We start from the raw sequence: 23,972 nt of genomic DNA on the forward strand, positions 1-23,972 counted from the left end.
GGCGGTGCGTTCCGGTCGGCATGGGACAATGAGGTACGTGCTCTTCCCCTTGGCCGGCCGGTCCGGGGGCCACCTCTGATCGACTGGGATGTGCAGCACGTGCGTTTCCTCAACGACATCCAGCCCCCGTACGACCTGACGTACGACGACGTGTTCATGGTGCCGCGCCGTAGCGCCGTCGGTTCGCGGCAGGGTGTGGACCTCCGCTCCCCGGACGGCACCGGCACCACGATCCCGCTGGTCGTCGCCAACATGACCGCCATCGCCGGACGCCGCATGGCCGAGACCGTGGCCCGGCGCGGCGGGCTCGTGGTCGTCCCGCAGGACATCCCGATCGACGTCGTCACCGAGGTCGTCTCCTGGGTGAAGAGCCGCCATCTGGTGCTGGACACCCCGATCCGGCTGGTCCCGCACCAGACCGTCGCCGACGCGCTGGCCCTGCTGCCCAAGCGCGCGCACAACGCCGGCGTGGTCGTCGACGAGGAGCAGCGGCCGGTCGGTGTGGTCACCGACGCCGACCTGTCCGGCGTGGACCGCTTCACCCAGCTCTCCGAGGTCATGTCCCGGGACCTGCTGTTGCTCGACGCGGACATCGACCCGCGTGAGGCGTTCAACCGGCTCGACGGCGCCAACCGCCGCTACGCCCCCGCCGTCGACCGGGACGGCCGGCTCGCCGGCATCCTCACCCGCAAGGGCGCCCTGCGCGCCACGCTCTACTCGCCGGCCGTCGACGCGGACGGCAGGCTGCGGGTCGCCGCCGCCGTGGGCATCAACGGCGATGTGGCCGGCAAGGCCAAGCAGCTGCTCGACGCGGGCGTCGACACGCTCGTCATCGACACCGCGCACGGCCACCAGGAGTCGATGATCAGCGCGGTCCGTACGGTCCGCGCGCTCGACCCGCGGGTGCCCCTCGCGGCCGGCAACATCGTCGCCGCCGAGGGCGTCAGGGACCTCGTCGAGGCGGGCGCCGACATCATCAAGATCGGTGTCGGACCTGGCGCGATGTGCACCACCCGCATGATGACCGGCGTCGGCCGGCCGCAGTTCTCGGCCGTGGCGGAGTGCGCCGCCGAGGCGAGGAAGCACGGCAAGCACGTGTGGGCCGACGGCGGTGTCCGCCACCCCCGCGATGTCGCCATGGCCCTCGCCGCCGGTGCCTCGAACGTGATGATCGGCTCCTGGTTCGCGGGCACCTACGAGTCCCCTGGCGACCTCCAGCAGGACGCCGACGGCCGCCTCTACAAGGAGTCGTTCGGCATGGCGTCCGCCCGCGCGGTCCGCAACCGCACCTCGGACGAGTCGGCCTACGACCGCGCCCGCAAGGCGCTCTTCGAGGAGGGCATCTCCACCTCCCGCATGTACCTCGACCCGGGCCGGCCGGGCGTCGAGGACCTGATCGACTCGATCATCGCGGGCGTCCGCTCCTCCTGCACCTACGCCGGCGCCGGCTCGTTGGAGGAGTTCGCCGAGAAGGCGATCGTCGGCATCCAGAGCGCGGCCGGCTACGCCGAGGGCAAGCCGCTCCACGCCAGCTGGAGCTGAGGCCCAACTCCCGCGTGCACGACTCGTGTTGATCCCCACCCGGGTCACCCGGAAGTCGTCCGCGGGCGTCGGCCCACCGTCCGCGGGCCGCGGCGCCCTCTCGCTGGAGCGGCTGGAGCGCCGTTCGGGGGGTCGCGCGGCCCGCGCCACGGACGCCCGCGCCACGAACGCCCCTGCCCGGCCACGACGCCCGGCCACGACGCCCGCACGTCCGGACAGCGGGTGGTCCGCCGGCCGGTACCTGGGCGGTCCGCGGAATCCGGATGGCCGTCGGGCTCGTGTTCTACTTCGTATACGGCTTTCGCCGGTCCCGGCAGGCACCACCCGAAATGTGATCAACCCCTGTGCTGAACGAACTCGACGAACGCATCGTGCACGCCCTCGCCGAGGACGCCCGCCGCTCCTTCGCGGACATCGGGCACCTGGTCGGGCTCTCCGCGCCGGCCGTGAAACGCCGGGTGGACCGGCTGCGCGCCACCGGTGCCATCACCGGCTTCACGGTGCGGGTGGACCCCTCGGCGCTCGGCTGGCAGACCGAGGGCTTCGTGGAGATCTACTGCCGGCACAACACCTCGCCCGAGACCATCCGACGGGGCCTGGAGCGCTACCAGGAGGTGGTGGCGGCATCCACCGTCACCGGTGACGCGGACGCGGTCGTGCAGGTCTTCGCCGCCGACATGCGCCACTTCGAGCGGGTCCTGGAACGGATCGCGGGGGAGCCGTTCGTGGAGCGGACGAAGTCGGTGCTGGTGCTCTCGCCGCTGCTGCGCCGCTTCTCGTCCGGCCCGCCGGCGTAGCCGCTCACTCCACCGGTTTGCGGGCCAGCGCGTTGTTCCCGATCGAGTTGTGCACGCTGAAGCTCACGGCGTCCGAGCGGTAGCGGTCGTCCGACCACTCCACCGGGCGCCCCTCGCGGGTCGTGGTCACCCGGCGCACCCGCAGCAGCGGACTGGTGCGCCGCACGCCGAGCAGTTCGGCGTCGCGGGCGCCGGCCGACACCGCGTCGATGACATGCTCGCCGTAGGCGAAGACCAGGCCGGTGTCGTCGAAGAGGCGCTGGGTGACGGACGGGCAGTCGGCCTCGATCACCTCGACGGCGGGGGCGATCCAGCCGGCGTACACGGTCCGCTCCAGGAGCACCGGTCCACCGTCCAGGCCGCGTACCCTCAGGACGTGCAACACCGTTGACTCCGGGGGAAGTTGGAGGCGCGTGAGGTCCTCCTTGGTGGCCGGCCGGTAGCTCTGCGCGACCACCCGGCCGGTCGCCTCGTGGCCCATCGCGCGGGCCCACTGGGCGAAGCTGCGCAGTTCGGCGAAGCTCTGGCTGCGGCGGCTGGCCAGGACCATCCGGCGGGCGCCCTGACGGGAGCCGATCAGGCCCTCGGCGGTGAGGGTCGCGACGGCTTGGCGGACCGTACCGCGCGAGACGCCGTAGTGGGCGGCGAGGTCCGTCTCGGTGGGCAGCAGACTGCCGACCGTGTACTCCTCGCGGTCGATCGCCCGGCGCAGCTCGTCGGCGATCTCCTCGTGTCGCGCCGTCATGCTTCCCCTCTGAGTCGGTCACTGTGCACAGCGTGAGCAGCCTAAATCCAGTTCCGCCCGCGGTCCGTCGCCGTCGGGACTGTGCAGAGAACCGGGGTCCAGGGTTCCGGCGGCGTTCATGGACCGGACACCGTGGACGGGCGTACTGAGGCCGACTTGTTCGGACAGGTTCCCGCTTCATCCTCACCCTTGTGGCGCACTCCGGCGCTGCTCGGCCCGTCCCGCGCGGTCGCCGACACGGTGCTCGACGCCCTCGGCGCCGGCCGGTTCGCGGTCTCCGTCACCGCCGACGACACCGGGCGGACCAAGCCCGCCCCCGACCCCTACCTCGCCGCCTGCCACGCCCTCGGCGTCGATCCGGCCGCCTGCGTCGCCGTCGAGGACACCCAGGTCGGCGTCAGCTCCGCGGAGGCGGCGGGGTGCGCGGTGCTCGCGGTGCCCTCGCTCGCGCCGATCGACCCCGGCGCCGGGCCGGACCGTACGGGCCGGCCTGGTCGGGGTCGCCCCCGCCGACCTGCGCGCGATGGTGACGTACGCACTCCGGTCATGAGCTGAACCCGCGGCCCGGCGGCAGGCGTGGCGGGGGCGCAGGGGGGGTGGCGCAACGAATCTCCGGGGAGCGGCGGACGGACGCAACGTTTCGCCGGTCGGTGCGCAACGGGTGCTCCTTGTTCGGGGGTCGCCGCCGACCGTACCGTCTGAGTGACCCCCGAACCCCTCCGTACCGGTGAGGAACCCGCATGCGCACCGCCCTGCTCCAGAGCTCCGGCCGGCCCGGCTCCGTCGCCGCGAACCTCAGGGTTCTCGACGAGGCGGCGGAGCGGGCCGCCGCCGCGGGAGCCGAGCTGCTGGCCGTGCCGGAGCTGTTCCTGACCGGGTACGCGATCGGCGACGACGTCGCCCGGCTCGCCGAGCCGGCCGACGGCGAGTCGGCCGACGCGGTCGCCGAGACCGCCTCCCGGTACGGCCTCGCCATCGCCTACGGCTACCCCGAGCGTGCGGACGAGGACGGCCCCACCGTCCACAACTCGGCCCAGCTGATCTCCGCCGACGGCAGCCGCCTCGCCAACCACCGCAAGACCCACCTCTACGGCCGCTTCGAGCGCGACCACTTCACCCCGGGCGAACAGTCCGTCACTCAGGCCGAGTTGAACGGCCTCCGCGTCGGACTGATGATCTGTTACGAGGTCGAGTTCCCGGAGTACGTCCGCGCCCACGCCCTCGCCGGTACCGACCTCCTCCTGGTGCCGACCGCGCAGATGCATCCGTTCCAGTTCGTCGCCGAGTCCGTCGTCCCGGTGCGCGCGTTCGAGAACCAGATGTACGTCGCGTATGTCAACCGGACCGGCGTGGAAGGGGAGTTCGACTTCGTCGGCCTCTCCGCCCTGGCCGGTCCCGACGGAGTCGCCCGCGCCCGCGCGGGCCGCGCCGCCGAACTGCTGCTGGCCGACGTGGACCCCGCGTTCCTGGCCGCCTCCCGCGAGGCGAACCCGTACCTGACGGACCGGCGCCCCGGCCTCTACCGGTCCCTCGTCTGAACTTCCCCTCCGCTCACCGCAGTTCTGTCGCAAGGAGTCCGTACCCCATGACGTCCACGGTGCCCAACGCCGTCCAGCACGCCGACGCGCAGCAGCCGCCGATCACCATGTTCGGGCCGGACTTCCCGTACGCCTACGACGACTTCCTCGCCCACCCGGCGGGTCTCGGCCAGATACCCGCGACCGAGCACGGCACCGAAATCGCGGTCGTCGGCGGCGGTCTCTCCGGCATCGTGGCGGCCTACGAGCTGATGAAGATGGGCCTGAAGCCCGTCGTCTACGAGGCCGACCGGATCGGCGGCCGACTGCGCACGGTCGGCTTCGAGGGGTGCGACCCGTCCCTCACCGCCGAGATGGGCGCGATGCGCTTCCCGCCGTCCTCCACCGCGCTCCAGCACTACATCGACCTGGTGGGACTGGAGACCCGGCCGTTCCCCAACCCCCTCGCGGAGGCGACGCCTTCGACCGTCGTCGACCTCAAGGGCGAGTCGCACTACGCGACCACCGTCGACGACCTGCCGCAGGTCTACCGCGACGTGATGCACGCCTGGAACGCGTGCCTCGAAGAGGGCGCCGACTTCTCCGACATGAACCGGGCGATGCGCGAGCGGGACGTCCCGCGCATCCGGGAGATCTGGTCGAGGCTGGTGGAGAAGCTCGACAACCAGACCTTCTACGGCTTCCTCTGCGACTCCGAGGCGTTCAGGTCCTTCCGGCACCGCGAGATCTTCGGCCAGGTCGGCTTCGGCACCGGCGGCTGGGACACCGACTTCCCCAACTCGATCCTGGAGATCCTGCGCGTCGTCTACTCCGAGGCCGACGACCACCACCGCGGCATCGTCGGCGGCTCCCAGCAACTCCCGCTGCGCCTGTGGGAACGCGAGCCGCAGAAGATCGTGCACTGGCCGTACGGCACCTCCCTCGCCTCCCTGCACGAGGGCGGCGTGCCCCGCCCGGCCGTGACCCGGCTGCACCGCACCGCGGGCAACGGGATCACCGTCACCGACGCCGACGGCTCCATCCGCACCTTCCGGGCGGCCGTCTTCACCGCCCAGTCCTGGATGCTGCTGTCGAAGATCGCCTGCGACGACTCGCTCTTCCCGATCGACCACTGGACCGCGATCGAGCGCACCCACTACATGGAGTCCTCGAAGCTCTTCGTCCCCGTGGACCGGCCGTTCTGGCTGGACAAGGACGAGCGGACCGGCCGGGACGTCATGTCGATGACGCTCACCGACCGTATGACGCGCGGTACTTACCTCCTCGACGACGGCCCGGACAGGCCGGCCGTGATCTGCCTGTCCTACACCTGGTGCGACGACAGCCTCAAGTGGCTGCCGCTCTCCGCCGGCGAGCGGATGGAGGTCATGCTGAAGTCGCTCGGCGAGATCTATCCGGGGGTGGACATCAGGAAGCACGTCATCGGCAACCCGGTGACCGTCTCCTGGGAGAACGAGCCCTACTTCATGGGCGCGTTCAAGGCCAACCTGCCGGGCCACTACCGTTACCAGCGGCGCCTGTTCACGCACTTCATGCAGGACCGGCTGCCCGCGGACAAGCGGGGCATCTTCCTGGCCGGCGACGACATCTCCTGGACGGCCGGCTGGGCCGAGGGTGCCGTGCAGACCGCGCTGAACGCGGTCTGGGGCGTCATGCACCAGCTCGGCGGGACGACCGACCCGGCCAACCCCGGTCCGGGCGACGTCTACGACGAGATCGCCCCCGTCGAACTCCCGGAGGACTGAACCCGGTTCACCGCGTCCGGTCGGTGACTTCGGGCAGCGGGGTGAGCAGCATGCGCCCGGCGAACCCCACCGCCGCGTCCAGCCGTTCGGTGAACTCCTCGGCCAGCTCGGGGAGTCGGCGCAGAGCCCACAGCGCCCGCGCCGCCGACCAGGTGGCGTCCCGCGCCCGTTCCAGGCTCCACGAGCCGAGCAGATGGGTGAGCGGATCGGCGATCTGGAGCAGGTCGGGGCCCGGCATCAGCTCCTCGCGGATGCGCTCCTCCAGCGTGCCGAGGAGTTCGCCCACCCGGTCGAACTCGTCCTCGAGGTCGGCGGGTTCGCAGTCGAGCGTGCGACAGGCGTCCACCACGGCCAGCGCCAGATCGTGCCCGATGTGCGCGTTGATGCCCGCCAGCGCGAACTGGAGCGGACGTACCCCGGGATGGCGGCGGAACTGGAACAGCGGCCGCCAGCAGGCCGGTGGCCGCCGCTCGTCCGACACCGCGTCCACGGCGGTCAGGTAGCGCTCCGCGAACCGTACGTCCAGCGCGATCGCGGTCCGCGCGTCGCCCAGCCGGCCGCTGTCGATACGCCGGTCGACGGCCTCCGTGACGGCGAGGTAGACGCGATTGAAGACCGCGACCCCGTCCCGTCCGGGCAGCGCCTCGTCGAGGGCGCGCATCCGGGAGACGACCGTGTCCACACCCGCGGGTGTGGTGAAGTGTGCCGATTGCCGCATGGGGGCAGGGTCCCAGCCCGGCAGCGGCGGGAGCGCGGACGGGCCCGGCGCGTCCCCAGAACGGGGGAACGGGACCCGGCCCGCGCGTCGGGGCGGCGCACGTCTACGACGTGGGGTGCCCACCGTCGCCGTCGGCCGGCGCGTCGTAGGACGACGTGCCCTCGTCGAGCAGCGGTGCCCCCGTCTTGAGGTGGGCGGGGGCGAGCAGACGCAGCGTGTGGTAGCCGGTGATGACGACGAGCGTGCCGAGCGCGATCCCGTTGAGCGTGAACGTGTCGGTGAACTTCAGCGAGACGCCGCCCACGCCGATGATGATGCCCGCCGCGGTCGGCACCAGGTTCAGCGGATTGCGCAGGTCCACCCCGGCGTTGAGCCAGATCTGCGCGCCGAGCAGGCCGATCATGCCGTAGAGGATGACGGTGATTCCGCCGAGCACTCCGCCCGGGACGGCGGCCACGATCGCGCCGAACTTGGGGCACACGCCGAAGAGGAGCGCGAAGCAGGCGGCGGCCCAGTAGGCGGCCGTGGAGTAGACGCGGGTGGCGGCCATCACGCCGATGTTCTCGGAGTACGTGGTGTTGGGCGGGCCGCCGACGGCCGTGGAGAGCATCGACGCCACGCCGTCCGCCGAGATCGCGGTGCCCAGCCGGTCGTCCAGGGGGTCGCCGGTCATCTCGCCGACCGCCTTCACGTGCCCGGCGTTCTCCGCGACCAGCGCGATCACCACCGGCAGCGCGACCAGGACCGCCGACCACTGGAAGGACGGCCCGTGGAAGTGGGGCAGCCCGATCCACTCGGCCCGGCCGACACCGGAGAGGTCCAGGCGCCAGTGGTCGCTGACCGTGCCGGCCGCGTTCGGGGAGTGGATCCTGCCGAAGACCCGGTCCAACGCCCACGAGATGCCGTAGCCGAGGACCAGGCCCAGGAAGATCGCGACGCGGGACCAGAAGCCCCGCAGGCAGACGACGGCCAGACCGGTGAAGAGCATGACCAGCACGGCCGTCCACTGGTCCTGCGGCCAGTAGGTGGCGGCGGTCACCGGGGCGAGGTTGAAGCCGATCAGCATCACCACCGCGCCGGTGACGACCGGCGGCATCGCCGCATGCACGATCCGCGCCCCGAACCGTCGTACGGCCAGGCCCACCAGGAACAGCGCGACCCCGACGACGAAGACCGCGCCGGTCACCGTCGCGCTCGTGCCGCCCTGCGCGCGGATGACCGCGGCTACCCCCACGAACGAGAGCGAGCAGCCCAGATAGCTGGGCACCCGGCCGCGGGTGGCGAGCAGGAAGATCACGGTCGCCACCCCGGACATCATGATCGCGAGGTTGGGATCGAGACCCATCAGCACCGGGGCGACGAAGGACGCGCCGAACATGGCCACCACGTGCTGGGCGCCGAGCCCGATGGTGCGGGGCCAGGAGAGCCGTTCGTCGGGGCGGACGACCGCTCCGGGCGCGGGCGACCGCCCGTCACCGTGCAGCTTCCAGCACACGCCGAGGTCCATGGTGGGGATTCGCTTTCTCTGTACCTGAAGATGGTCCGCACCATTGTCACGGGTACCTCGGGGTTCTACGCTCACACGGCTCCACTCATGAACTGCGTTCACATATCTGATCGGAGTTGGTTGATGAGTGCCCCAGCCCGCGCCGGATCCCGCCTAGGAGTCCTCCTCGCCGCCGTGGTCTGCCTCGCGGCGACAGGTGTGCCGCCCGCCGCCGCGCACCCCGCCGCGGCCCCGCCCGTCCCCAGGACCGCCGTCCTGGACGGCGCCCGGCTCCAGCGGACCAAGGTCCGACTGGACCACGGCGACCCCCAACTGCGCCGCTCCGTCGAGGAGTTGAAGGAGCGGGCCGACAACTGGCTCGACCAGGGCCCCTGGACGGTCGTCGACAAGCCCAAGCCGGCGCCCGGCGGCGATGTGCACGAATACCTGAGCCAGGCCCCCTACTGGTGGCCCACGACCGCCCCGACCACCGACAACCCCTGGGGCTGCCCCTACGTCCAGCGCGACGGGCAGCGCAACCCCGAGGTCGACACCGGCACCGACCGCCAGGACGTGGAGAAGGTCTTCGACTCCACCTACGACCTCTCGCTCGCCTGGTACTACACGGGCGACCAGCGGTACGCGCGGAAGGCCGGTCAGGTCCTGCGCACCTGGTTCCTCGCCCCGGCCACCCGGATGAACCCCGACCTGGACCACGGCCAGTTCATCCCCTGCAAGTACGACGGCCGGGCCATCGGCATCATCGACTTCTCCCAGTCGTACACCAGCGTCGTCGACGCCATCGCGCTCCTCGGCACCGGCGCCCCCGGCTGGACGAGGGCCGACCGCACCGCCATGACCACGTGGAACTCCGACTTCCTCGGCTGGCTGAAGAACAGCGCCTTCGGCCAGGAGGAGAACGCCGCCGCCAACAACCACGGCACCTTCTACGACATGCAGCTCGCCGCCCTCGCCTACGCGACCGGCGACGACGCGCTGGCCCGCCGGACCGTGCTGGACGCGCGGGCCCGGCGCATCGACCCGCAGATCGCGGCCGACGGCGGCCAGCCGCAGGAGCTGGCGCGGACCAGGAGCTGGCACTACTCGACCTTCGACCTGGTCGCCTACACCCGGCTCGCGGCGATCGGCGGTCACGTCGGCGTGGACCTGTGGCGCTATCGAGGACCGGACGGGCAGAGCTTGTTCAAGGCCGTCGACCATCTGCTGCCGGCCGCGACCGGGGCCGCCGCGTGGCCGTATCCGGAGCTGGAGTTCCACCGCTACGCGGCGAGCGACGTCGTCCACGCGGCGGCCGACGCCGGGGACGCCAGGGCCCGGGCCGCCCTGCCGCGACTGGAGGCGCCCCCCGGCGGTGACCTGTGGGCGCTGCGCCCGGCGGCGGAGCAGCTCGACTCCATCGCCGCCGGCTGACGGACTCCGTCCACCGCCCTGACCAGGGCCTTCCCGACAGGGGCTCCTGAGCGGTCGCTTAGGATGAGGTGTCCCCACCGCCTCACCCGCACCGCCCAGGAGCCCCGCCCGTGACCGCCGAAGCGCCCCTCGTCCCCGCCCTGCCGTACGGCCGGCTCATCCCGGTCACCGTCCACTTCGACGACCTGGACGCGCTCGGACTGCTCCACAACGCCCGCTACCCGCTCATGGCCGAGCGCGCCTGGGCCGAGCTGTGGCGGGAACACGGCATCACCTTCGACGGCGACTGGGCGGCCGCGGGCGACGCCTGCCACGCGGTCCGCGAACTGCGCGTCAGCTACGAGGCACCGGTCACCCGGCCCGGCGCGTACGCCGTCCACCTCTGGCTGGAGCGGCTCGGCACCACCGGCCTGACCTACGGCTTCCGCCTCTGCTCGGCCGACGGCACGGAGACCTACGCGCACGGCACTCGGGTGCTCGTCCGGCTGGACGCCCACACCCTGCGCCCGGCGCCCTGGAGCGAGCGGTTCAGGGTCGCGGGCCGGGCACTGCTGCGCTCGCGGGACTGAGTCTCGGGCGGTCGCGGTCCCCGGCGCGCAGGACGCCCGCGAACGCGGCGAGCCCGCCCGCCGCGACCGTCACCAGGCAGAACGACACCACCAGGCTCGTCGCCTGGGCCACCCCGCCGATCAGACTCGGCGCGATCAGCCCCGAGGTGTACGTGATCGTCGCGACACCCGCGATGGCCTGGCTCGGGTTGGGCCCGCTGTGGCCCGCCGCCGCGAAGCAGAGCGGCACCACCACCGCGATACCGAGGCCGAGCAGCGCGAAGCCGCCCATCGCCAGCGCCGGACTGTTGGCCACCACGATCAGCAGCCCGCCGCAGACGGCCAGACCGCCGCCCGCGCGGACCGTGCCCACCGAGCCGAACCGGTTCACGACCGCGTCGCCGACCAGCCGGGCCACCGCCATGGTCAGCATGAACCCGGTCGTCGAGGCCGCGGCCAGCCCCGCGGAAGTGCCGAGCCGGTCCCGCAGGAAGACCGCGGACCAGTCCAGACTCGCCCCCTCGGCGAACACCGCGCAGAACCCCACCGCGCCGATCAGCAGCGCCGACCTGGGCGGCAGCGCGAACCGGGGCGGCGGCTCCTCCTCCTCGGCCGGCTGGAGGTCGAGCACCCAGCGGCAGGCGCCCACCCCGAACAGGGTGAGGACCGCCGCCGCCAGTACGTGGTGCAGCCGGGCGTCCGCCCCGAGGTGCGCGGCGAGGGTGCCGGCCGCCGAACCGGTCAGCGCGCCCGCGCTCCACATGCCGTGCAGCCCGGAGATGATCGACTTACCGAGCCGTCGCTCTATCTCGACCCCGAGCGCGTTCATCGCGACGTCGGCCGTCCCCGCGCTCGCTCCGTAGGCGAACATCGCCAGGCAGAGCGTGCCCAGGTTCGGCGCGAGCGAGGGCAGGACGAGCGAGAGCGTCCAGAGCGCGATCAGCCCGCGCAGCGCCGCGCGGCTGCCGAAGCGGTGGGTGATCCGGCCGGCGAGCGGCATCGAACAGGAGGCGCCGAACGCGGTGAAGGCGAGCGCGAGGCCCAACTGCCCAGTGCCGACGTGCGCGTGGTCCTGGATCCACGGCACCCGGGTCGCGAACGAACCGGTCACGGCGCCGTGCACGGCGAACACCGCCGCCACGGCGTACCGGGCGCGCCGCACCTCGCGCTCGCCTCCACCGCGTTCGGCCCCCTCGCCGGTTCCGCTCATCCTCGGCCCCTCCCGCTGTTCGGCTCCCCGTCCGCGACGCCGTAAACTATCAGGAACCCTGCCTGATAGAAAGGGAGTCACCGGCCGCCTGCCGCACCCCGCCGATCTGGGAGGATTCCCGGCATGCCCGCATCCCCGAGCACCGCACGGGCCATCAACGACCGGCTCGCCCTGCGCCTGCTCCAGCAGCAAGGCCCCCTGACGGCAAGCCAGTTGAAGCAGCTCACGGGTCTGTCCCGGCCGACCGTCGCCGACCTCGTCGAACGCCTCACGGAGGCCGGACTGATCGAGACGGCCGGCGAGTCCGGCGCCCAACGCCGGGGCCCGAACGCCCGGTTGTACGGCATCGTCGCGGACCGCGCCCATCTGGCCGCGCTGGACATCCGCACGGAGGGCGTCTCCGTCGCCGTCTCCGACCTGCTCGGCCGGGTCCTCGCCGAGGCCTCCCTGCCGATCGGCGGCGACACGGACACCGGACCGGCGGTCGAGCAGGCCGTGGCGCTGGTCGAACGGGCCGCGAAGGAAGCCGGTGCCGGAGGCGCGCCACCGCGTGAACTGGTGCGCGGCTGGGGGCGGTTGCACACCGTGGGCGTCGGCGCGCCCGGTCTGGTCGACCCGGCGACCGGCGAACTCCGGGACACCACGGGCCTGCCCGAGTGGCACCGCCGGCTGGTGGCGGCCCTCCAGGAGCGGCTCCCCGAGGCCCGGGTCGTCGTCGAGAACGAGACCAACCTGGCGGCGCTGGCGGAACAGCGAGAGGGCGCCGCGCGGGACCGGGACACCTTCGTCCTGCTCTGGCTCGGGGCGGGCGTCGGCGCCGCGGTCGTCCTCGACGGCGCGCTGCGCCGGGGGGCCTCCGGCGGGGCCGGCGAGATCGGCTTCCTGCCGGTGCCGGGCACGACCGGACTGCCGTCGGCCACGGACTGCGCGGGCGGCTTCCACTCGCTCGTCGGCTCGGCGGCGATCGTCCAACTGGCGTACGCGAACGGCCTGTCGGCTCCCGCCGGGGCCACCGCGGCACAGCTGGTGCGGACCGCCGTGACCGATGCCGGGCGGCCGGGCGCCGAAGCCTTCCTGGACGCCCTCGCCGACCGGCTCGCGCTCGGGGTCTCCTCGGTGGTGGCCCTGCTGGACCCGGGGTGCGTGGTGCTCGGCGGGGAGGCCGGACAGGCCGGCGGGGACGAACTGGCCCGGCGGGTCGCCGCGCGGGTCGCCCGGATGTCACCGCTCTCCGCGGAGGTGCGGCCGAGTCTCCTGGGCGGCGCGGCCGTACTGCGCGGGGCGCTGCTGACGGCGCGCGACGGCGCGCAGGACGAGCTCTTCGCGCCGTCGGGGCGATAGGGCCGGGGCGGGGTGGCCCGACGGCGGGCAAGGGCCGTCGTCACCGCCGCCGGGTCCTCGTGCACCCTAAAAGGACTAGACCAATACGTCAATGCCGGGGCGCGCTGTGATCCACCCCACATCCGCCACCTGGATGGACCCTTGCCGGGCGTGGCAGACTTGCGATGTATCAGTAGCAGCGCACTCCGGGGTCGGTGAAAGTCCGAACCGGCGGTTATAGTCCGCGACCCGGCCGCTTCCAGCGGCCGGTTGACCAGGTGGAATTCCTGGACCGACGGTTAAAGTCCGGATGGGAGGCAGTGCGCGGCGGGCGGGCATTCGTGCGCGCCGCCGTATCGGTTCGTCCTGTCCGGACGGGCCGCGTCCGGCGTCGCTCGTGGTGTTCACGTCCGTTCCTCTGTCGTCATCGACAGCCCCGGAGTCCGTGCCCCAAGTGGCAGGAGGACCCGGGAAGTGTTCACCGGAATCGTCGAAGAGCTGGGTGAGGTAACCGCCGTCGAGACCCTCGACGACGCCTCTCGCTTCAGGCTCCGCGGACCCGTCGTGACCGAGGGCGCGAAGCACGGCGACTCCATCGCCGTGAACGGGGTCTGTCTCACCGTCGTGGACCTCGAAGGTGACGAGTTCACCGCCGACGTCATGGCCGAGACGCTCAACCGCTCCAGCCTGGACGGACTCACCGCCGGCGCCCGCGTCAACCTCGAACGCCCGATGGCCCTCGGCGCCCGCCTCGGCGGCCACATCGTGCAGGGACACGTCGACGGCACCGGCCAGGTGGTGGAGCGCAAGCCGTCCGAGAACTGGGAGATCGTCAAGATCTCGCTCCCCGCGGACCTCACGCGCTACGTCGTCGAGAAGGGCTCCATCACCGTCGACGGCATCAGCCTCACCGTCGTCGACGCCGGACCCGACTACTTCACCGTCAGCCTCATTCCCACCACCCTCGGCCTGACCACCCTCGGCCTCAAGGAGCCGGGCGACCCGGTCAACCTGGAGGTCGACGTCGTCGCCAAGTACGTGGAGCGGCTGCTCGGCGCCCGGGGGGCCGAGCGGTGAACTGGCTCAACTCCGAGGCCTTCGTCCTGTTCGGCCAGCACATCAAGTGGTCGGACATGACCGGCAACGTGATCGGACTGGCCGCCCTCGCGCTCGGCTGGCGCCGCTCCCTGTGGAGCTGGCCCGTCCAGTTCCTCTCCGGTGTCATCCTCTTCGCCGCCTTCGCCACCGCCCACCTCTCCGGCAGCGCCGGCAAGCAGGCCGTGGTCATGGTCGTCGCCGTCTACGGCTGGTGGCAGTGGAGCCGCGGCCGGGGCGACTCCGCCGACGGCCGCGTCGTCCCCCGTTTCGCCACCTGGCGCGAGCGCGCGGTCCTGGCCGGCACCGCCGCCGTCGGAACCGTCGCCGTCGCCGCCCTCTTCAAGGCGTTCCCCTCGCTCTCCTGGGACCCCTGGCCCGACGCCTACATCTTCGTCGGCACCGTCGTCGCGATGTACGCCCAGGCCCGCGGCATGGTCGAGTTCTGGTTCGCCTGGCTCCTCGTCGACCTGGTCGGCGTCCCCCTCAACTTCGCCAACGGCTTCGCCTTCTCCGGCTTCGTCTACGTCATCTACGGCGCGCTCGTCCTGTGGGGCATGCGCGACTGGTGGCTGCGCTCCCGCGAGACCCCGCGGCCCGTCCTGGAAGGAGCGCCGGCATGACCGCCCGCCCGGCACCCGTCACCGCCCCGCACAAGACGCAGCCCGCCACCCCCTCCGTCCCCCGACGCGCGGACACCGTGGAGGAGTTCGTACTCGACCCCGTCGAGCGGGCCGTCGCCGACATCGCGGCCGGCCGCCCGGTCGTGGTCGTCGACGACGAGAGCCGGGAGAACGAGGGCGACCTCGTCATGGCCGCCGAGAAGATGACCCCCGAACTCGTCGCCTTCATGATGAGCGAGTGCCGGGGCCTCATCTGCGCCCCCATGGAGGGCGACGAACTGGACCGGCTGCGGCTCCCGCAGATGGTCCAGGACAACACCGAGTCGATGAAGACCGCGTTCACCGTGTCGGTCGACGCCTCGGCCGCCCACGGCGTGACCACCGGCATCTCGGCCGCCGACCGCGCGACCACCCTGCGCCTGCTCGCGGGCGGCCACGCCCAGCCCGACGACCTGGTCCGACCCGGCCACGTCTTCCCGCTGCGCGCCCGCTCCGGCGGCGTGCTGGCACGCGACGGCCATACCGAGGCCGCCGTCGACCTCGCGCGCCTCGCGGGCCTGCGACCGGTCGGCGCGATCGTCGAGATCGCGGGCGAGGACGGCCGTATGCTCCGCCTCCCCGAACTGATCCCGTTCGCCCGCAAGCACGGCCTGGCGATCATCTCCATCGAGGACCTGATCGCCTACCGGCGCAGTGCCGAGCCCACCGTCCGCCGCGAGGCCGAGGTCAAACTGCCCACCCGTCACGGCGAGTTCACGGCGTACGGCTACCGCTCCGTCGCCGACGGCGTCGAGCACGTGGCCCTCGTCCACGGCGACATCGGCGACGGCGAGGACGTCCTCGTCCGTGTCCACTCCGAGTGCCTGACCGGCGACGTCTTCCACTCCCTGCGCTGCGACTGCGGCCCCCAGCTGGAGGCCTCCCTGGAGCGCATCCAGCAGGAGGGCAGGGGAGTGGTGGTCTATCTGCGCGGCCACGAGGGCCGGGGCATCGGCCTCCTCTCCAAGCTCCGGGCCTACGAGCTCCAGGAGCGCGGCCGTGACACCCTCGACGCCAACCTGGAGCTGGGCCTGCCCGCCGACGCCCGGGACTACGGCGCCGGCGCGCGGATGCTGGCCGATCTCGGGGTGCGCAGCCTGCGGCTGATGACCAACAACCCGGAGAAGAGCGAAGCGCTCGTCCGGCACGGACTCAAGGTCAACGGCCGGGAGCCGATGCCCGTACAGGCGGGCGAGCACAACCTCCACTACCTGCGGACCAAGCGGGACCGGATGGGGCACGACCTGCCCTGGCTGGACACGGTTCCCGTGTCCGCCTGCGGCAACCAGTAAGCAAGCGAACCGAGGAGACAGCAGACGTGAGCGGCAAGGGTGCACCGGAACTGTCCGTACGCGATGTCGGGGACCTGCGGGTCGCCGTCGTCGCGGCGCAGTGGCACGAGAAGGTGATGGACGGTCTGGTGGACGGCGCCCTGCGCGCCCTGCACGACCTGGGGATCGACGAGCCGACCCTGCTCCGCGTCCCCGGCAGCTGGGAACTCCCGGTCGTCGCCAAGGCGCTGGCCGGCCGGGGCTACGACGCGATCGTCGCCCTCGGCGTCGTCATCCGCGGCGGCACCCCCCACTTCGAGTACGTGTGCCAGGGCGTGGTCCAGGGCCTGACGCAGGTCTCCGTGGAGACCGGTGTCCCCGTCGGCATGGGCGTGCTGACCTGCGACACCGAGGAGCAGGCCCTCGACCGGGCCGGTCTCGACGGCTCCCGCGAGGACAAGGGGCACGAGGCGGTGACGGCGGCGGTGGCGACGGCGGCCACCCTCCGCTCAGTATCCGAACCCTGGCGGTGAGCGCGGCGCACTTGCGCATAGGGTGAACACCATCATGTCCAATAAGACGTTCGAGGAGCTCTTCACCGAGCTCCAGCAGAAGGCCGCCACCGGCGATCCCGCCACGTCCCGCACCGCCGAACTGGTCGGCAAGGGCGTCCACGCGATCGGCAAGAAGGTCGTCGAAGAGGCCGCCGAGGTCTGGATGGCCGCGGAGTACGAGGGCAAGGAGGCGGCGGCCGAGGAGATCTCGCAGCTGCTGTACCACGTCCAGGTGATGATGGTCGCCCGGGGAATCTCCCTGGACGACGTCTACTCCCATCTGTAGTCCGCACCCGTTCCGCCCCGCACCGACCCACCCACCACGCGAAGGAAGCCGACCTCATGCTGCGCATCGCCGTCCCCAACAAGGGTTCCCTCTCAGGACCTGCGGCGGACATGCTGCATGAGGCCGGCTACCGGCAGCGCCGCGAGTCCAAGGAGCTGCGGGTCGTCGACCCGGTCAACGAGGTCGAGCTCTTCTACCTCCGCCCCCGTGACATCGCGATCTACGTCTCCTCCGGCCGCCTCGACATCGGCATCACCGGCCGCGACCTCCTCGTCGACTCCGGTGCCGACGCCGAGGAGATCCTCCCGCTCGGCTTCGCCCGCTCCACGTTCCGCTTCGCCTCCCGTCCCGGCGCGGCCACCGGCATCCAGGACCTCAAGGGCAAGACGGTCGCCACCTCCTACGAGGGCATCGTCGCGGCCCACCTCGCCGACCAGGGCATCGACGCCTCCGTCGTCCACCTCGACGGCGCCGTCGAGACCGCCATCGAACTCGGCGTCGCCGAGGTCATCGCGGACGTCGTGGAGACCGGCACCTCGCTGCGGAACGCGGGCCTCGAGGTGTTCGGCGAGCCCATCATGAAGTCCGAGGCCGTCGTCATCCGCCGCCGGGGAGCCGAGGCGGACGACCCGAAGGTCCAGCAGTTCCTGCGCCGCCTCCAGGGCGTCCTGGTGGCCCGGACCTACGTGATGATGGACTACGACTGCCGGGTCGAGCAGCTGGAGAAGGCCGTCGCGCTCACTCCGGGACTGGAGTCGCCGACCGTCTCCCCGCTGCACAACGAGGGCTGGGTCGCCGTCCGCGCGATGGTCCCCGCCAAGGAGGCCCAGCGGATCATGGACGACCTGTACGACATCGGCGCCCGGGCCATCCTGACGACGGCCATCCACGCCTGCCGTCTCTGAGGAACGCGTACGCCATGCCCGCACAGCCCGCTCTCCCCGCCCTGCCCGTCACGTTCCGGCCGGGCCGCACCCGTGCCGTGCTGCTCACCGCCGGCGCCGCGATCTTCGTGGTCATCACCGCCGTCGCGCTGCTCCTGGAGCAGCTCGGCCCGGGGGAGCGGCTCAGCTTCGTCATCACGGCGGCCGTACTCTTCGGCGTCCTCGCCCTGCTCGCCCGCGTCAAGGTCGTCGCCGACGACTCCGGTGTCACCGTCGTCAACATCGTCGGCCGACGCCACCTGGAGTGGGCGGAGATCGTCCAGGTGAACCTGCGTCCCGGCGACCCCTGGGTCTTCCTCGACCTCACTGACGGCACCAGCCTGCCCGCGCTCGGCATCCAGCCGGGCATCGCCAAGGAACGCGCCATCGCCGACGCGCGGACCCTGCGCGCGCTCGCCGAAACCCGCGCCACGGTGGATCCCGGGCAACATCAGGGCTGACTCGGGGCGGCCCACCCTGCCGTTCGCACCCATGTCTTGATTAACCTGTTGGCGGAGGCGTTCTCGTTGCGCCTCCGCCTCTGCTGCCGTTCCGGTCCTCAGAGGCCCCCCTGCGACCCGAGGAGTGACTCCCTCCAGCGATGGACGGATCGTCCTGTAGTACCTGCGCCGCCCCTCCCCGACCTTTCGAGGCGGCGGCATGACCATCCCCCTGCTGCTCCTCGGAGCGGCGATCCTGCTGATTCTCGCCAACGGCTTCTTCGTGGCCGCCGAGTTCGGGCTCGTCACCGTGGAGCGTCCCGAGGCCGAGCAGGCCGCCGCCCAGGGCGACCGACGGGCCGCCACGGTCGTCGAGTCGCTCAAGGAGCTGTCCTTCCAGCTCTCCGGCACCCAGCTCGGCATCACCATCACCTCGCTGGTCGTCGGCATGCTCGCCGAACCGGCCCTCGCCGAACTGCTGCACGGCCCGTTCGGCGCGCTCGGCGTCCCCGAGGGCGCCGTCTCCGGTGTCGCCGTCGTCGTCGGCATGCTGCTCGCCTCCGCCGTACAGATGGTGATCGGCGAACTCGTCCCCAAGAACTGGGCGGTGTCGCGGCCCTTGCAGGTCGCGCGCTTCGTCGCCCGGCCCCAGCACGTCTTCGCGCGGCTGTTCCGCCCGGTGATCGCCGCGCTGAACACGGTCGCCAACCGGCTCGTCCGCGCCCTCGGCGTCGAGCCCGCCGAGGAGCTGGCCTCCGCCCGCACCCCCGGCGAACTCGTCTCGCTGGCCCGGCACTCCGCCCGGGCCGGCACCCTGGAACAGGACACGGCCGACCTCTTCGTACGGACGCTGTCACTGGGCGAGCTCACCGCGCAGCACGTGATGACCCCGCGAGTGAGGGTCAGCGCGCTCCAGTCCTCGGCGACCGCCGAGGACGTGGTCAACCTGACCCGCGCCACCGGCCTGTCCCGCTTCCCCGTCTACCGCGAGAAGATCGACGAGATCGTCGGCATGGTCCATCTCAAGGACGCCCTGGCGGTGCCGTCCCACGACCGGCTCCGCACCTCCGTCACCCGGATCGCCAAGGTCCCGGTGCTGGTCCCCGAGACGCTGCCCGTGCAGCCCCTGCTCGCCCGGCTGCGCAGCGAACAGCCCATCGCCGTGGTCGTCGACGAGTACGGCGGTACGGCCGGCGTGGTCACCCTGGAGGACATCGTCGAGGAACTCGTCGGCGAGGTGCGCGACGAGCACGACGACGTGCTCAACGAACCGCCCGAGCTCGCCCCCGCCCCGTCCGAGGACGGCAGACCCGCGTGGGACGCCGACGGCAGCTGCCGCGTCGACGTCCTCCAGCGGATCGGCCTGGACGTGCCCGAGGGCCCCTACGAGACGGTCGCCGGCCTCGTCGCCGACCTGCTCGGCCGGATCCCGGCCCCCGGTGACCGGGCCGAACTGCCGGGCTGGCGGCTGTCGGTGCGCCAGGTCGGCCACTACCGCGCGGAACGGGTCCGGCTGGTCCGCACCGCCGCCGCGGTCAACGTGACGGAGACGACCCGATGAGCCTCCTCCAACTCCTCTTCGCCGCCCTCCTGGTGCTCGCCAACGGCTTCTTCGTGGGCGCCGAGTTCGCCCTGGTCTCGGTCCGCCGCAGCCAGATCGAACCGGTCGGCACCACCCGCGCCCGCCAGGTCCTCTACGGCCTGGAGCGGCTTCCGCAGATGATGGCCGCCGCGCAGTTCGGCATCACGGTCTGCTCGCTGACCCTCGGCGCGGTCGCCGAGCCGACGGTGGCACAGCTGCTGGAGCCGGTCTTCGCGTGGGCGGGCCTGCCCGAGGGCGTGATCCACCCCCTCGGCTACGTCATCGCGCTCGCCGCGGTCGTCTTCTTCCACCTCGTCATCGGCGAGATGGTCCCGAAGAACCTCGCGATGGCAGCGCCGGAGAAGGCCGCGCTCTGGCTCGGTCCGGGGCTGGTGGCCTTCGCCCGGGTCTGCCGGCCGATCACCGTCGCCCTCGGCGCCTGCGCCCGGGGCATCCTGCGCCTCTTCGGCGTGGAGCCCAAGGACGAGGTCGAGGCCGTCTTCACCAGTGAGCAGCTCAACCGGCTGGTGGAGGACTCCGGCCAGGCCGGGCTGCTCGACCCCGAGGAGCAGGAGCGCCTGGAGGACGCGCTGGAGCTGGGTTCCCGCCCGGTGACGGACGTCCTGCTGCGCCGGGAGTCCCTGGTGACGGTCAGCCCCGCGGTCACCCCGGGCCGGATCGTCGCGCTCACCGCGCGGACCGGGTACTCGCGCTTCCCGATCGCCGCGGAGACCGGGGCCTTCATGGGCTATCTGCACGTGAAGGACGTCCTCGACCTGGAGGAGTCGCAGCGGGCGGTGCCCCAGCACATCTGGCGTCCGATGACGACCCTGCGGGCCGAACTCCCCCTGGACGACGCCCTCACGGTCATGCGCCGGGCCGCCACCCACCTCGCCCAGGTCGCCGACGCCTCCGGCCGGGTGCTCGGCCTGGTCGCCCTGGAGGACGTCCTGGAACTGCTGGTGGGCGAGGTCAACGACCCGGCCCACCGGGACACCCCGGAGGTACGGGTGGCCGAGCCGCGGGTCAGCGGCGCCCAGGAGGAGGCGCTGGCCGGCTGAGCGTCCGGGGCCGGGGCCCCGGGAACCGTCACGGTGCCGACGGATCCTGCGGTCCCCGCCCCGACAGCACCTCGCCGTACGCCTGCATCAGATCCGGCAGGCGCAGCGTGGACAGGTCGTCCCGGGACAGGCTCCCGGGGTAGACCGACAGCCGCAGATCGCGGTACGCGCAGCTCTTCTCGTAGAGGGTGCGCAGGAACCGTCCGTTGCCCAGCTCGTCGATCCAGCCCTGGTCCACGACGTGTCCGGCGATCGAGCGCAGCTCGTCGAGCGCCTCCTCGTCCCACACATCACCGTTCTCGGCGGCCAACACCTCGCCGATGGAGGTGAGTTCGAGGGGACGGTAGGAGGGGAAGTCGACCCGGGTGGTGAAGCGCGAGGAGAGTCCGGGGTTGGCGGCGAGCAGCCGGTCCATGCCCTCGGGGTAGCCGGCCAGGATGACCACCAGGTGGTCGCGGTTGTCCTCCGCGCGCTTCAGCAGCACCTGCAACGCCTCGTCGCCGTACGCGTCGCCCTTGCCGTAACCGGAGTTGGAGAGCGAGTACGCCTCGTCGACGAAGAGCACCCCGCCGATCGCGGAGTCGATCAGCTCGTTGGCCTTCACTGCTGTCTGGCCCAGGTACTCGCCGACCAGGTCGGCCCGCTGGGCCTCGACCAGATGGTCGCCGCCGAGCAGTCCGAGGGCGTAGAAGACCCGGCCCAGGATGCGGGCCACGGTGGTCTTGCCGGTGCCGGAGGGGCCGGAGAAGACGAAGTGCCGCTTGGGCGGCTGCACCGGCAGACCCTGTCCGGCGCGCAGCCGTGCCATGTTCAACTGGGCTGACAGCGCCTTGACTTGGCGTTTGACCGGCTCAAGTCCCACCATCCGCTCCAGCTCGTCGAGCGCCTCCTCCAGCAGGGCGGGGTCGGTGGGTCCGGTGGGCAGCGGCTCCACCGGCGCCGTCGTCTTCTCGCGCACCGAGTCGGTCGCCGAGGAGCGCGGGCCCGACGTCGGCAGATCGGGGCCGGAGAGTTTCAGGTCGCGGCCCTCGCCGCCGAAGAGCGGATCGAGGCCGTCGGGACTCTCCAGCGCGTCCTGCGCCCCGGAGAGCGTGATCGCCGCGAGGTCGGCCGCGTCGTCGTAGCCGTCGTACCCGTCGGAGTCGGAGATCGCGGCGAGCCGGGCCGAGGTGTCCATGAACGCGGGGTCGACCCGGTGCACCGCCCGGTACAGGGGGAGCGCTGCGGCGCTGCGGCCGGTGCCCTCGTGGGCCCGGGCCAGCCAGTACCGCAGCTCCTTGCGCTGCGGCTGCTCGCTGCGACAGCGCATCAGCGCCGCGGAGAGCAGCGGCTCGGCCTGGCCGAACATCTCCAGCCGGACCCGGGCCATCCCGCCGAAGAGCCCCGCCTCGATGCCCAGCAGCGGATCGTTGACCAGCGGGTCGGTGTGCCGGACCAGCTGCTCCCAGTCCTTGACCAGATAGGCGCGGCACGCGTGCAGGAACCGCACCTGGTGGTCGGTGTCGACGGGCGGCAGTCCGGCGAGCGCCCGGTCCAGCTCCGGCACATGCCGGCCGTCCAGCCAGTGCGAGGCGTGCGCGAGCAGCAGATCACGGGGGCTCTCCAGTACCGGCTGCACCCACCAGCCCAGCCAGTACCAGGAGTTGAGCGTGCGGCGGTGCCGTGTGCGCTGTTCCCCGAAGCGGTCCCGGTGGCGGTACATGCGCAGCAGCGCGGTCGTCGTGTCGACGCGCAGCGCGTGCAGTCCGAGCCATCCGTCGGCCATCCCGGGGTCCATCCGCACCGCGGTCCTGAACTCCTCCTCCGCCTGTGGATAGGCGCCCATCGTGTAGGCGTCCACACCTCGCAGCCAGGCGAGGTCGGCCGGGGCCTCGGGGCCCTGCGTGCCGAAGTCCATCGCGTCCCCCCACAAACCGTGCCCCCGTCGATTCACCGCCGGGCCGGCGCCCGTCGGCAGTCTGGGTCTAACCGCTGTGCTGCGGACGGGAGTTGCAGTGGTGCGCGAAGCAGCCGTCCGAGGGTCGCACCCTGGGCATCGTACCTGCGGGGGAGGGGCCCGCCGAAGGGTGGCGCACAGGCCGTTTGACGAGGTGGGAGCGGACGGGCCGGGCCGGAGCCGGTGACCGAGGGTGAGCGGAACGGCGCCCGAGGCGGCCGAAGACGGTGGTGAGGGCAGAACGAAGCCCCCGATCACGGGGGAACAACCGGGGGCTTCGCGACTGCGGGCGGCTCCGAACGGCCGCTCTTGCAGAACGTAAGACCTGTACGGTCCCTCGGTCAAGCGGGGTTGGGGCACTCAGGCAAGTTCGCGTGAAGGGGTCTTCACGAGTTCAGCACACTGCGGGCGGTCCGTCACCGTGGGTGATTTCCTGGTCCGGTCCAGGGGTCCCGGAAGGCCCCGGGAGCACCTCGTACCCCACGGTCAACTGCCGTACCAGGGCGTGTGCTTGGGGTCTTGAGGGATCCTTGGCGAAGTGCTTGCGTTCCGCCGCGACCCACGCGTCCCAGAACTCCCGCTGCGCCGTCCCGTCCCGCCGCCGCCCGCGCGTCCACGCCTCCTCGGCCGGCACCTCCATCCACAGCAGCCGCGCCAGCCACGGGCGCAGCTCCCGGCGTCCGGCGCCGACCCCTTCCAGCAGGACCACCGGGGCCGGCGGCAGGGCCCGGGGAGGTCCGAAGCGGCGGGCGGTCCAGTCGTAGGGGGCGTAGTGGGCGGTCTCGCCACGGCCGAGGGGGGTGAGGACCTGGTCGAGGAGGCGCCGGGGCCAGGCGAAGAGCTCCTCGTGGCAGGCGATGTCGTCCAGCCGCAGCACCGGCGCGCCGCCGAGTGCGGTGGCGAGCCGGCCGGCGAACGTCGACTTCCCGGAGCCGGCGTGCCCGTCGATCCCGACCAGCCGGACCGGCCCGCAGGACGGCGGCAGTCCGCGCAGTTCGGAGGCGAGACGGTGAATGGCTGGTTCCCGGAGGGGTGGCGGGCGGACGTGGGCGGTCCTCATTTTACCGCCGGACGGTCCGCGC

At 72.2% G+C, this 23,972-nt stretch carries 22 protein-coding genes, 1 pseudogene and 1 riboswitch; of the genes and pseudogenes, 17 read left to right on the plus strand and 6 right to left on the minus strand.

All coding sequences use genetic code 11. The annotated features are described in order from the left end of the window. Positions 1–99 precede the first annotated feature (99 nt). Entirely contained in the window at positions 100–1,542 is a 1,443-nt protein-coding gene (locus tag ABZT12_RS10675; RefSeq protein WP_356380874.1) for a GuaB1 family IMP dehydrogenase-related protein, read from the plus strand. Between the two features lie 344 nt (positions 1,543–1,886). Further along, entirely contained in the window at positions 1,887–2,339 is a 453-nt protein-coding gene (locus tag ABZT12_RS10680; RefSeq protein ID WP_356380646.1) for an Lrp/AsnC family transcriptional regulator, read from the plus strand. 4 nt (positions 2,340–2,343) lie between these two features. On the opposite strand, the gene ABZT12_RS10685 is transcribed toward ABZT12_RS10680, so the two are convergent. After that, a complete protein-coding gene (locus tag ABZT12_RS10685; protein ID WP_356380649.1) occupies positions 2,344–3,084 on the minus strand; it encodes a GntR family transcriptional regulator in 741 nt (246 codons plus the stop codon). 222 nt (positions 3,085–3,306) lie between these two features. Here ABZT12_RS10685 and ABZT12_RS10690 point away from each other — a divergent pair. The 3 genes and pseudogenes from ABZT12_RS10690 to ABZT12_RS10700 form a co-directional block, all read left to right on the plus strand. Beyond that, a pseudogene (locus tag ABZT12_RS10690) lies at positions 3,307–3,616 on the plus strand (HAD family phosphatase); the annotation flags it as partial. Positions 3,617–3,824: 208 nt separating this feature from the next. After that, positions 3,825–4,622 carry a carbon-nitrogen hydrolase family protein gene (locus ABZT12_RS10695; RefSeq protein ID WP_356380652.1) on the plus strand — a complete coding sequence of 266 codons (798 nt, stop codon included), beginning with the start codon at positions 3,825–3,827 and terminating at the stop codon, positions 4,620–4,622. Positions 4,623–4,669: 47 nt separating this feature from the next. Further along, positions 4,670–6,367, plus strand: a complete 1,698-nt coding sequence (locus ABZT12_RS10700) for an NAD(P)/FAD-dependent oxidoreductase (protein ID WP_356380655.1) — start codon at positions 4,670–4,672, stop codon at positions 6,365–6,367. Between the two features lie 7 nt (positions 6,368–6,374). Here ABZT12_RS10700 and ABZT12_RS10705 read toward each other — a convergent pair whose 3' ends face one another. After that, positions 6,375–7,085 (minus strand): DUF5995 family protein, encoded by a 711-nt coding sequence (locus tag ABZT12_RS10705; protein WP_356380658.1) that lies wholly within the window; start codon positions 7,083–7,085, stop codon positions 6,375–6,377. A 103-nt stretch (positions 7,086–7,188) separates the two neighbouring features. After that, entirely contained in the window at positions 7,189–8,592 is a 1,404-nt protein-coding gene (locus tag ABZT12_RS10710; RefSeq protein ID WP_356380661.1) for a solute carrier family 23 protein, read from the minus strand. 123 nt (positions 8,593–8,715) lie between these two features. Here ABZT12_RS10710 and ABZT12_RS10715 point away from each other — a divergent pair, with 123 nt between their 5' ends. Together ABZT12_RS10715 and ABZT12_RS10720 are read left to right on the plus strand one after the other, a co-directional pair. Continuing rightward, positions 8,716–10,002: an alginate lyase family protein gene (locus ABZT12_RS10715; protein WP_356380664.1), complete on the plus strand. Its 1,287-nt coding sequence runs from the start codon at positions 8,716–8,718 to the stop codon at positions 10,000–10,002. A 110-nt stretch (positions 10,003–10,112) separates the two neighbouring features. Next, a complete protein-coding gene (locus ABZT12_RS10720) occupies positions 10,113–10,571 on the plus strand; it encodes a thioesterase family protein (protein WP_356380667.1) in 459 nt (152 codons plus the stop codon). Here the strand turns inward: ABZT12_RS10720 and ABZT12_RS10725 are convergent. Next, complete coding sequence (locus ABZT12_RS10725; RefSeq protein WP_356380670.1) at positions 10,531–11,760, minus strand: MFS transporter; 1,230 nt, start codon at positions 11,758–11,760, stop codon at positions 10,531–10,533. The two genes, ABZT12_RS10720 and ABZT12_RS10725, sit on opposite strands and share 41 nt — an antisense overlap. Positions 11,761–11,883: 123 nt before the next feature. On the opposite strand from ABZT12_RS10725, the gene ABZT12_RS10730 reads away from it, so the two are divergent. The 10 genes from ABZT12_RS10730 (at position 11,884) to ABZT12_RS10775 (ending at position 20,954) form a co-directional block, all read left to right on the plus strand. Then, positions 11,884–13,101, plus strand: a complete 1,218-nt coding sequence (locus ABZT12_RS10730) for an ROK family transcriptional regulator (protein ID WP_356380673.1) — start codon at positions 11,884–11,886, stop codon at positions 13,099–13,101. A gap of 176 nt (positions 13,102–13,277) precedes the next feature. Continuing rightward, a riboswitch (FMN riboswitch) is annotated at positions 13,278–13,408 on the plus strand. A 146-nt stretch (positions 13,409–13,554) separates the two neighbouring features. Continuing rightward, positions 13,555–14,157 (plus strand): riboflavin synthase, encoded by a 603-nt coding sequence (locus ABZT12_RS10735; protein ID WP_356380676.1) that lies wholly within the window; start codon positions 13,555–13,557, stop codon positions 14,155–14,157. After that, on the plus strand, positions 14,154–14,798 hold the full coding sequence (locus ABZT12_RS10740; RefSeq protein WP_356380678.1) for a nicotinamide mononucleotide transporter family protein: 645 nt from the start codon (positions 14,154–14,156) through the stop codon (positions 14,796–14,798). Before ABZT12_RS10735 ends, ABZT12_RS10740 begins: the two co-directional genes overlap by 4 nt. Further along, positions 14,795–16,129, plus strand: coding sequence for a bifunctional 3,4-dihydroxy-2-butanone-4-phosphate synthase/GTP cyclohydrolase II (locus ABZT12_RS10745; protein ID WP_356380681.1), 1,335 nt, complete (start codon positions 14,795–14,797; stop codon positions 16,127–16,129). The genes ABZT12_RS10740 and ABZT12_RS10745 overlap by 4 nt, the downstream gene beginning before the upstream one ends. A 26-nt stretch (positions 16,130–16,155) precedes the next feature. Further along, on the plus strand, positions 16,156–16,641 hold the full coding sequence (gene ribH, locus ABZT12_RS10750) for a 6,7-dimethyl-8-ribityllumazine synthase (RefSeq protein WP_356380684.1): 486 nt from the start codon (positions 16,156–16,158) through the stop codon (positions 16,639–16,641). A 34-nt stretch (positions 16,642–16,675) separates the two neighbouring features. Then, on the plus strand, positions 16,676–16,948 hold the full coding sequence (locus ABZT12_RS10755; protein ID WP_326724407.1) for a phosphoribosyl-ATP diphosphatase: 273 nt from the start codon (positions 16,676–16,678) through the stop codon (positions 16,946–16,948). Between the two features lie 56 nt (positions 16,949–17,004). After that, positions 17,005–17,853, plus strand: a complete 849-nt coding sequence (gene hisG / locus ABZT12_RS10760; RefSeq protein WP_356380688.1) for an ATP phosphoribosyltransferase — start codon at positions 17,005–17,007, stop codon at positions 17,851–17,853. A gap of 14 nt (positions 17,854–17,867) precedes the next feature. Continuing rightward, the gene (locus ABZT12_RS10765) at positions 17,868–18,332 is read left to right on the plus strand and encodes a PH domain-containing protein (RefSeq protein ID WP_356380691.1); all 465 of its coding nucleotides are present in this window, start codon (positions 17,868–17,870) and stop codon (positions 18,330–18,332) included. A 199-nt stretch (positions 18,333–18,531) separates the two neighbouring features. After that, on the plus strand, positions 18,532–19,872 hold the full coding sequence (locus tag ABZT12_RS10770; RefSeq protein ID WP_356380694.1) for a hemolysin family protein: 1,341 nt from the start codon (positions 18,532–18,534) through the stop codon (positions 19,870–19,872). Further along, complete coding sequence (locus tag ABZT12_RS10775; RefSeq protein WP_356380697.1) at positions 19,869–20,954, plus strand: hemolysin family protein; 1,086 nt, start codon at positions 19,869–19,871, stop codon at positions 20,952–20,954. The genes ABZT12_RS10770 and ABZT12_RS10775 overlap by 4 nt, the downstream gene beginning before the upstream one ends. A gap of 28 nt (positions 20,955–20,982) precedes the next feature. Here the strand turns inward: ABZT12_RS10775 and ABZT12_RS10780 are convergent, their stop codons facing one another. Together ABZT12_RS10780 and ABZT12_RS10785 are read right to left on the minus strand one after the other, a co-directional pair. After that, positions 20,983–22,851 carry an AAA family ATPase gene (locus ABZT12_RS10780; protein WP_356380700.1) on the minus strand — a complete coding sequence of 623 codons (1,869 nt, stop codon included), beginning with the start codon at positions 22,849–22,851 and terminating at the stop codon, positions 20,983–20,985. A 433-nt stretch (positions 22,852–23,284) separates the two neighbouring features. Next, complete coding sequence (locus tag ABZT12_RS10785) at positions 23,285–23,950, minus strand: hypothetical protein (RefSeq protein WP_356380702.1); 666 nt, start codon at positions 23,948–23,950, stop codon at positions 23,285–23,287. Positions 23,951–23,972 lie beyond the last annotated feature (22 nt).

The organism is Streptomyces sp. NPDC005423, from assembly GCF_040606415.1.
GTDB lineage: Bacteria > Actinomycetota > Actinomycetes > Streptomycetales > Streptomycetaceae > Streptomyces.

Coding starts and splice junctions, on each gene's coding strand:
- ABZT12_RS10685 (WP_356380649.1), bottom strand. CDS start 3,084: ATGACGGCGCGACACGAGGAGATCGCCGACGAGCTGCGCCGGGCGATC.
- ABZT12_RS10695 (WP_356380652.1), top strand. CDS start 3,825: ATGCGCACCGCCCTGCTCCAGAGCTCCGGCCGGCCCGGCTCCGTCGCC.
- ABZT12_RS10700 (WP_356380655.1), top strand. CDS start 4,670: ATGACGTCCACGGTGCCCAACGCCGTCCAGCACGCCGACGCGCAGCAG.
- ABZT12_RS10705 (WP_356380658.1), bottom strand. CDS start 7,085: ATGCGGCAATCGGCACACTTCACCACACCCGCGGGTGTGGACACGGTC.
- ABZT12_RS10710 (WP_356380661.1), bottom strand. CDS start 8,592: ATGGACCTCGGCGTGTGCTGGAAGCTGCACGGTGACGGGCGGTCGCCC.
- ABZT12_RS10715 (WP_356380664.1), top strand. CDS start 8,716: ATGAGTGCCCCAGCCCGCGCCGGATCCCGCCTAGGAGTCCTCCTCGCC.
- ABZT12_RS10725 (WP_356380670.1), bottom strand. CDS start 11,760: ATGAGCGGAACCGGCGAGGGGGCCGAACGCGGTGGAGGCGAGCGCGAG.
- ABZT12_RS10730 (WP_356380673.1), top strand. CDS start 11,884: ATGCCCGCATCCCCGAGCACCGCACGGGCCATCAACGACCGGCTCGCC.
- ABZT12_RS10745 (WP_356380681.1), top strand. CDS start 14,795: ATGACCGCCCGCCCGGCACCCGTCACCGCCCCGCACAAGACGCAGCCC.
- ABZT12_RS10755 (WP_326724407.1), top strand. CDS start 16,676: ATGTCCAATAAGACGTTCGAGGAGCTCTTCACCGAGCTCCAGCAGAAG.
- hisG (WP_356380688.1), top strand. CDS start 17,005: ATGCTGCGCATCGCCGTCCCCAACAAGGGTTCCCTCTCAGGACCTGCG.
- ABZT12_RS10765 (WP_356380691.1), top strand. CDS start 17,868: ATGCCCGCACAGCCCGCTCTCCCCGCCCTGCCCGTCACGTTCCGGCCG.
- ABZT12_RS10770 (WP_356380694.1), top strand. CDS start 18,532: ATGACCATCCCCCTGCTGCTCCTCGGAGCGGCGATCCTGCTGATTCTC.
- ABZT12_RS10775 (WP_356380697.1), top strand. CDS start 19,869: ATGAGCCTCCTCCAACTCCTCTTCGCCGCCCTCCTGGTGCTCGCCAAC.
- ABZT12_RS10780 (WP_356380700.1), bottom strand. CDS start 22,851: ATGGACTTCGGCACGCAGGGCCCCGAGGCCCCGGCCGACCTCGCCTGG.
- ABZT12_RS10785 (WP_356380702.1), bottom strand. CDS start 23,950: ATGAGGACCGCCCACGTCCGCCCGCCACCCCTCCGGGAACCAGCCATT.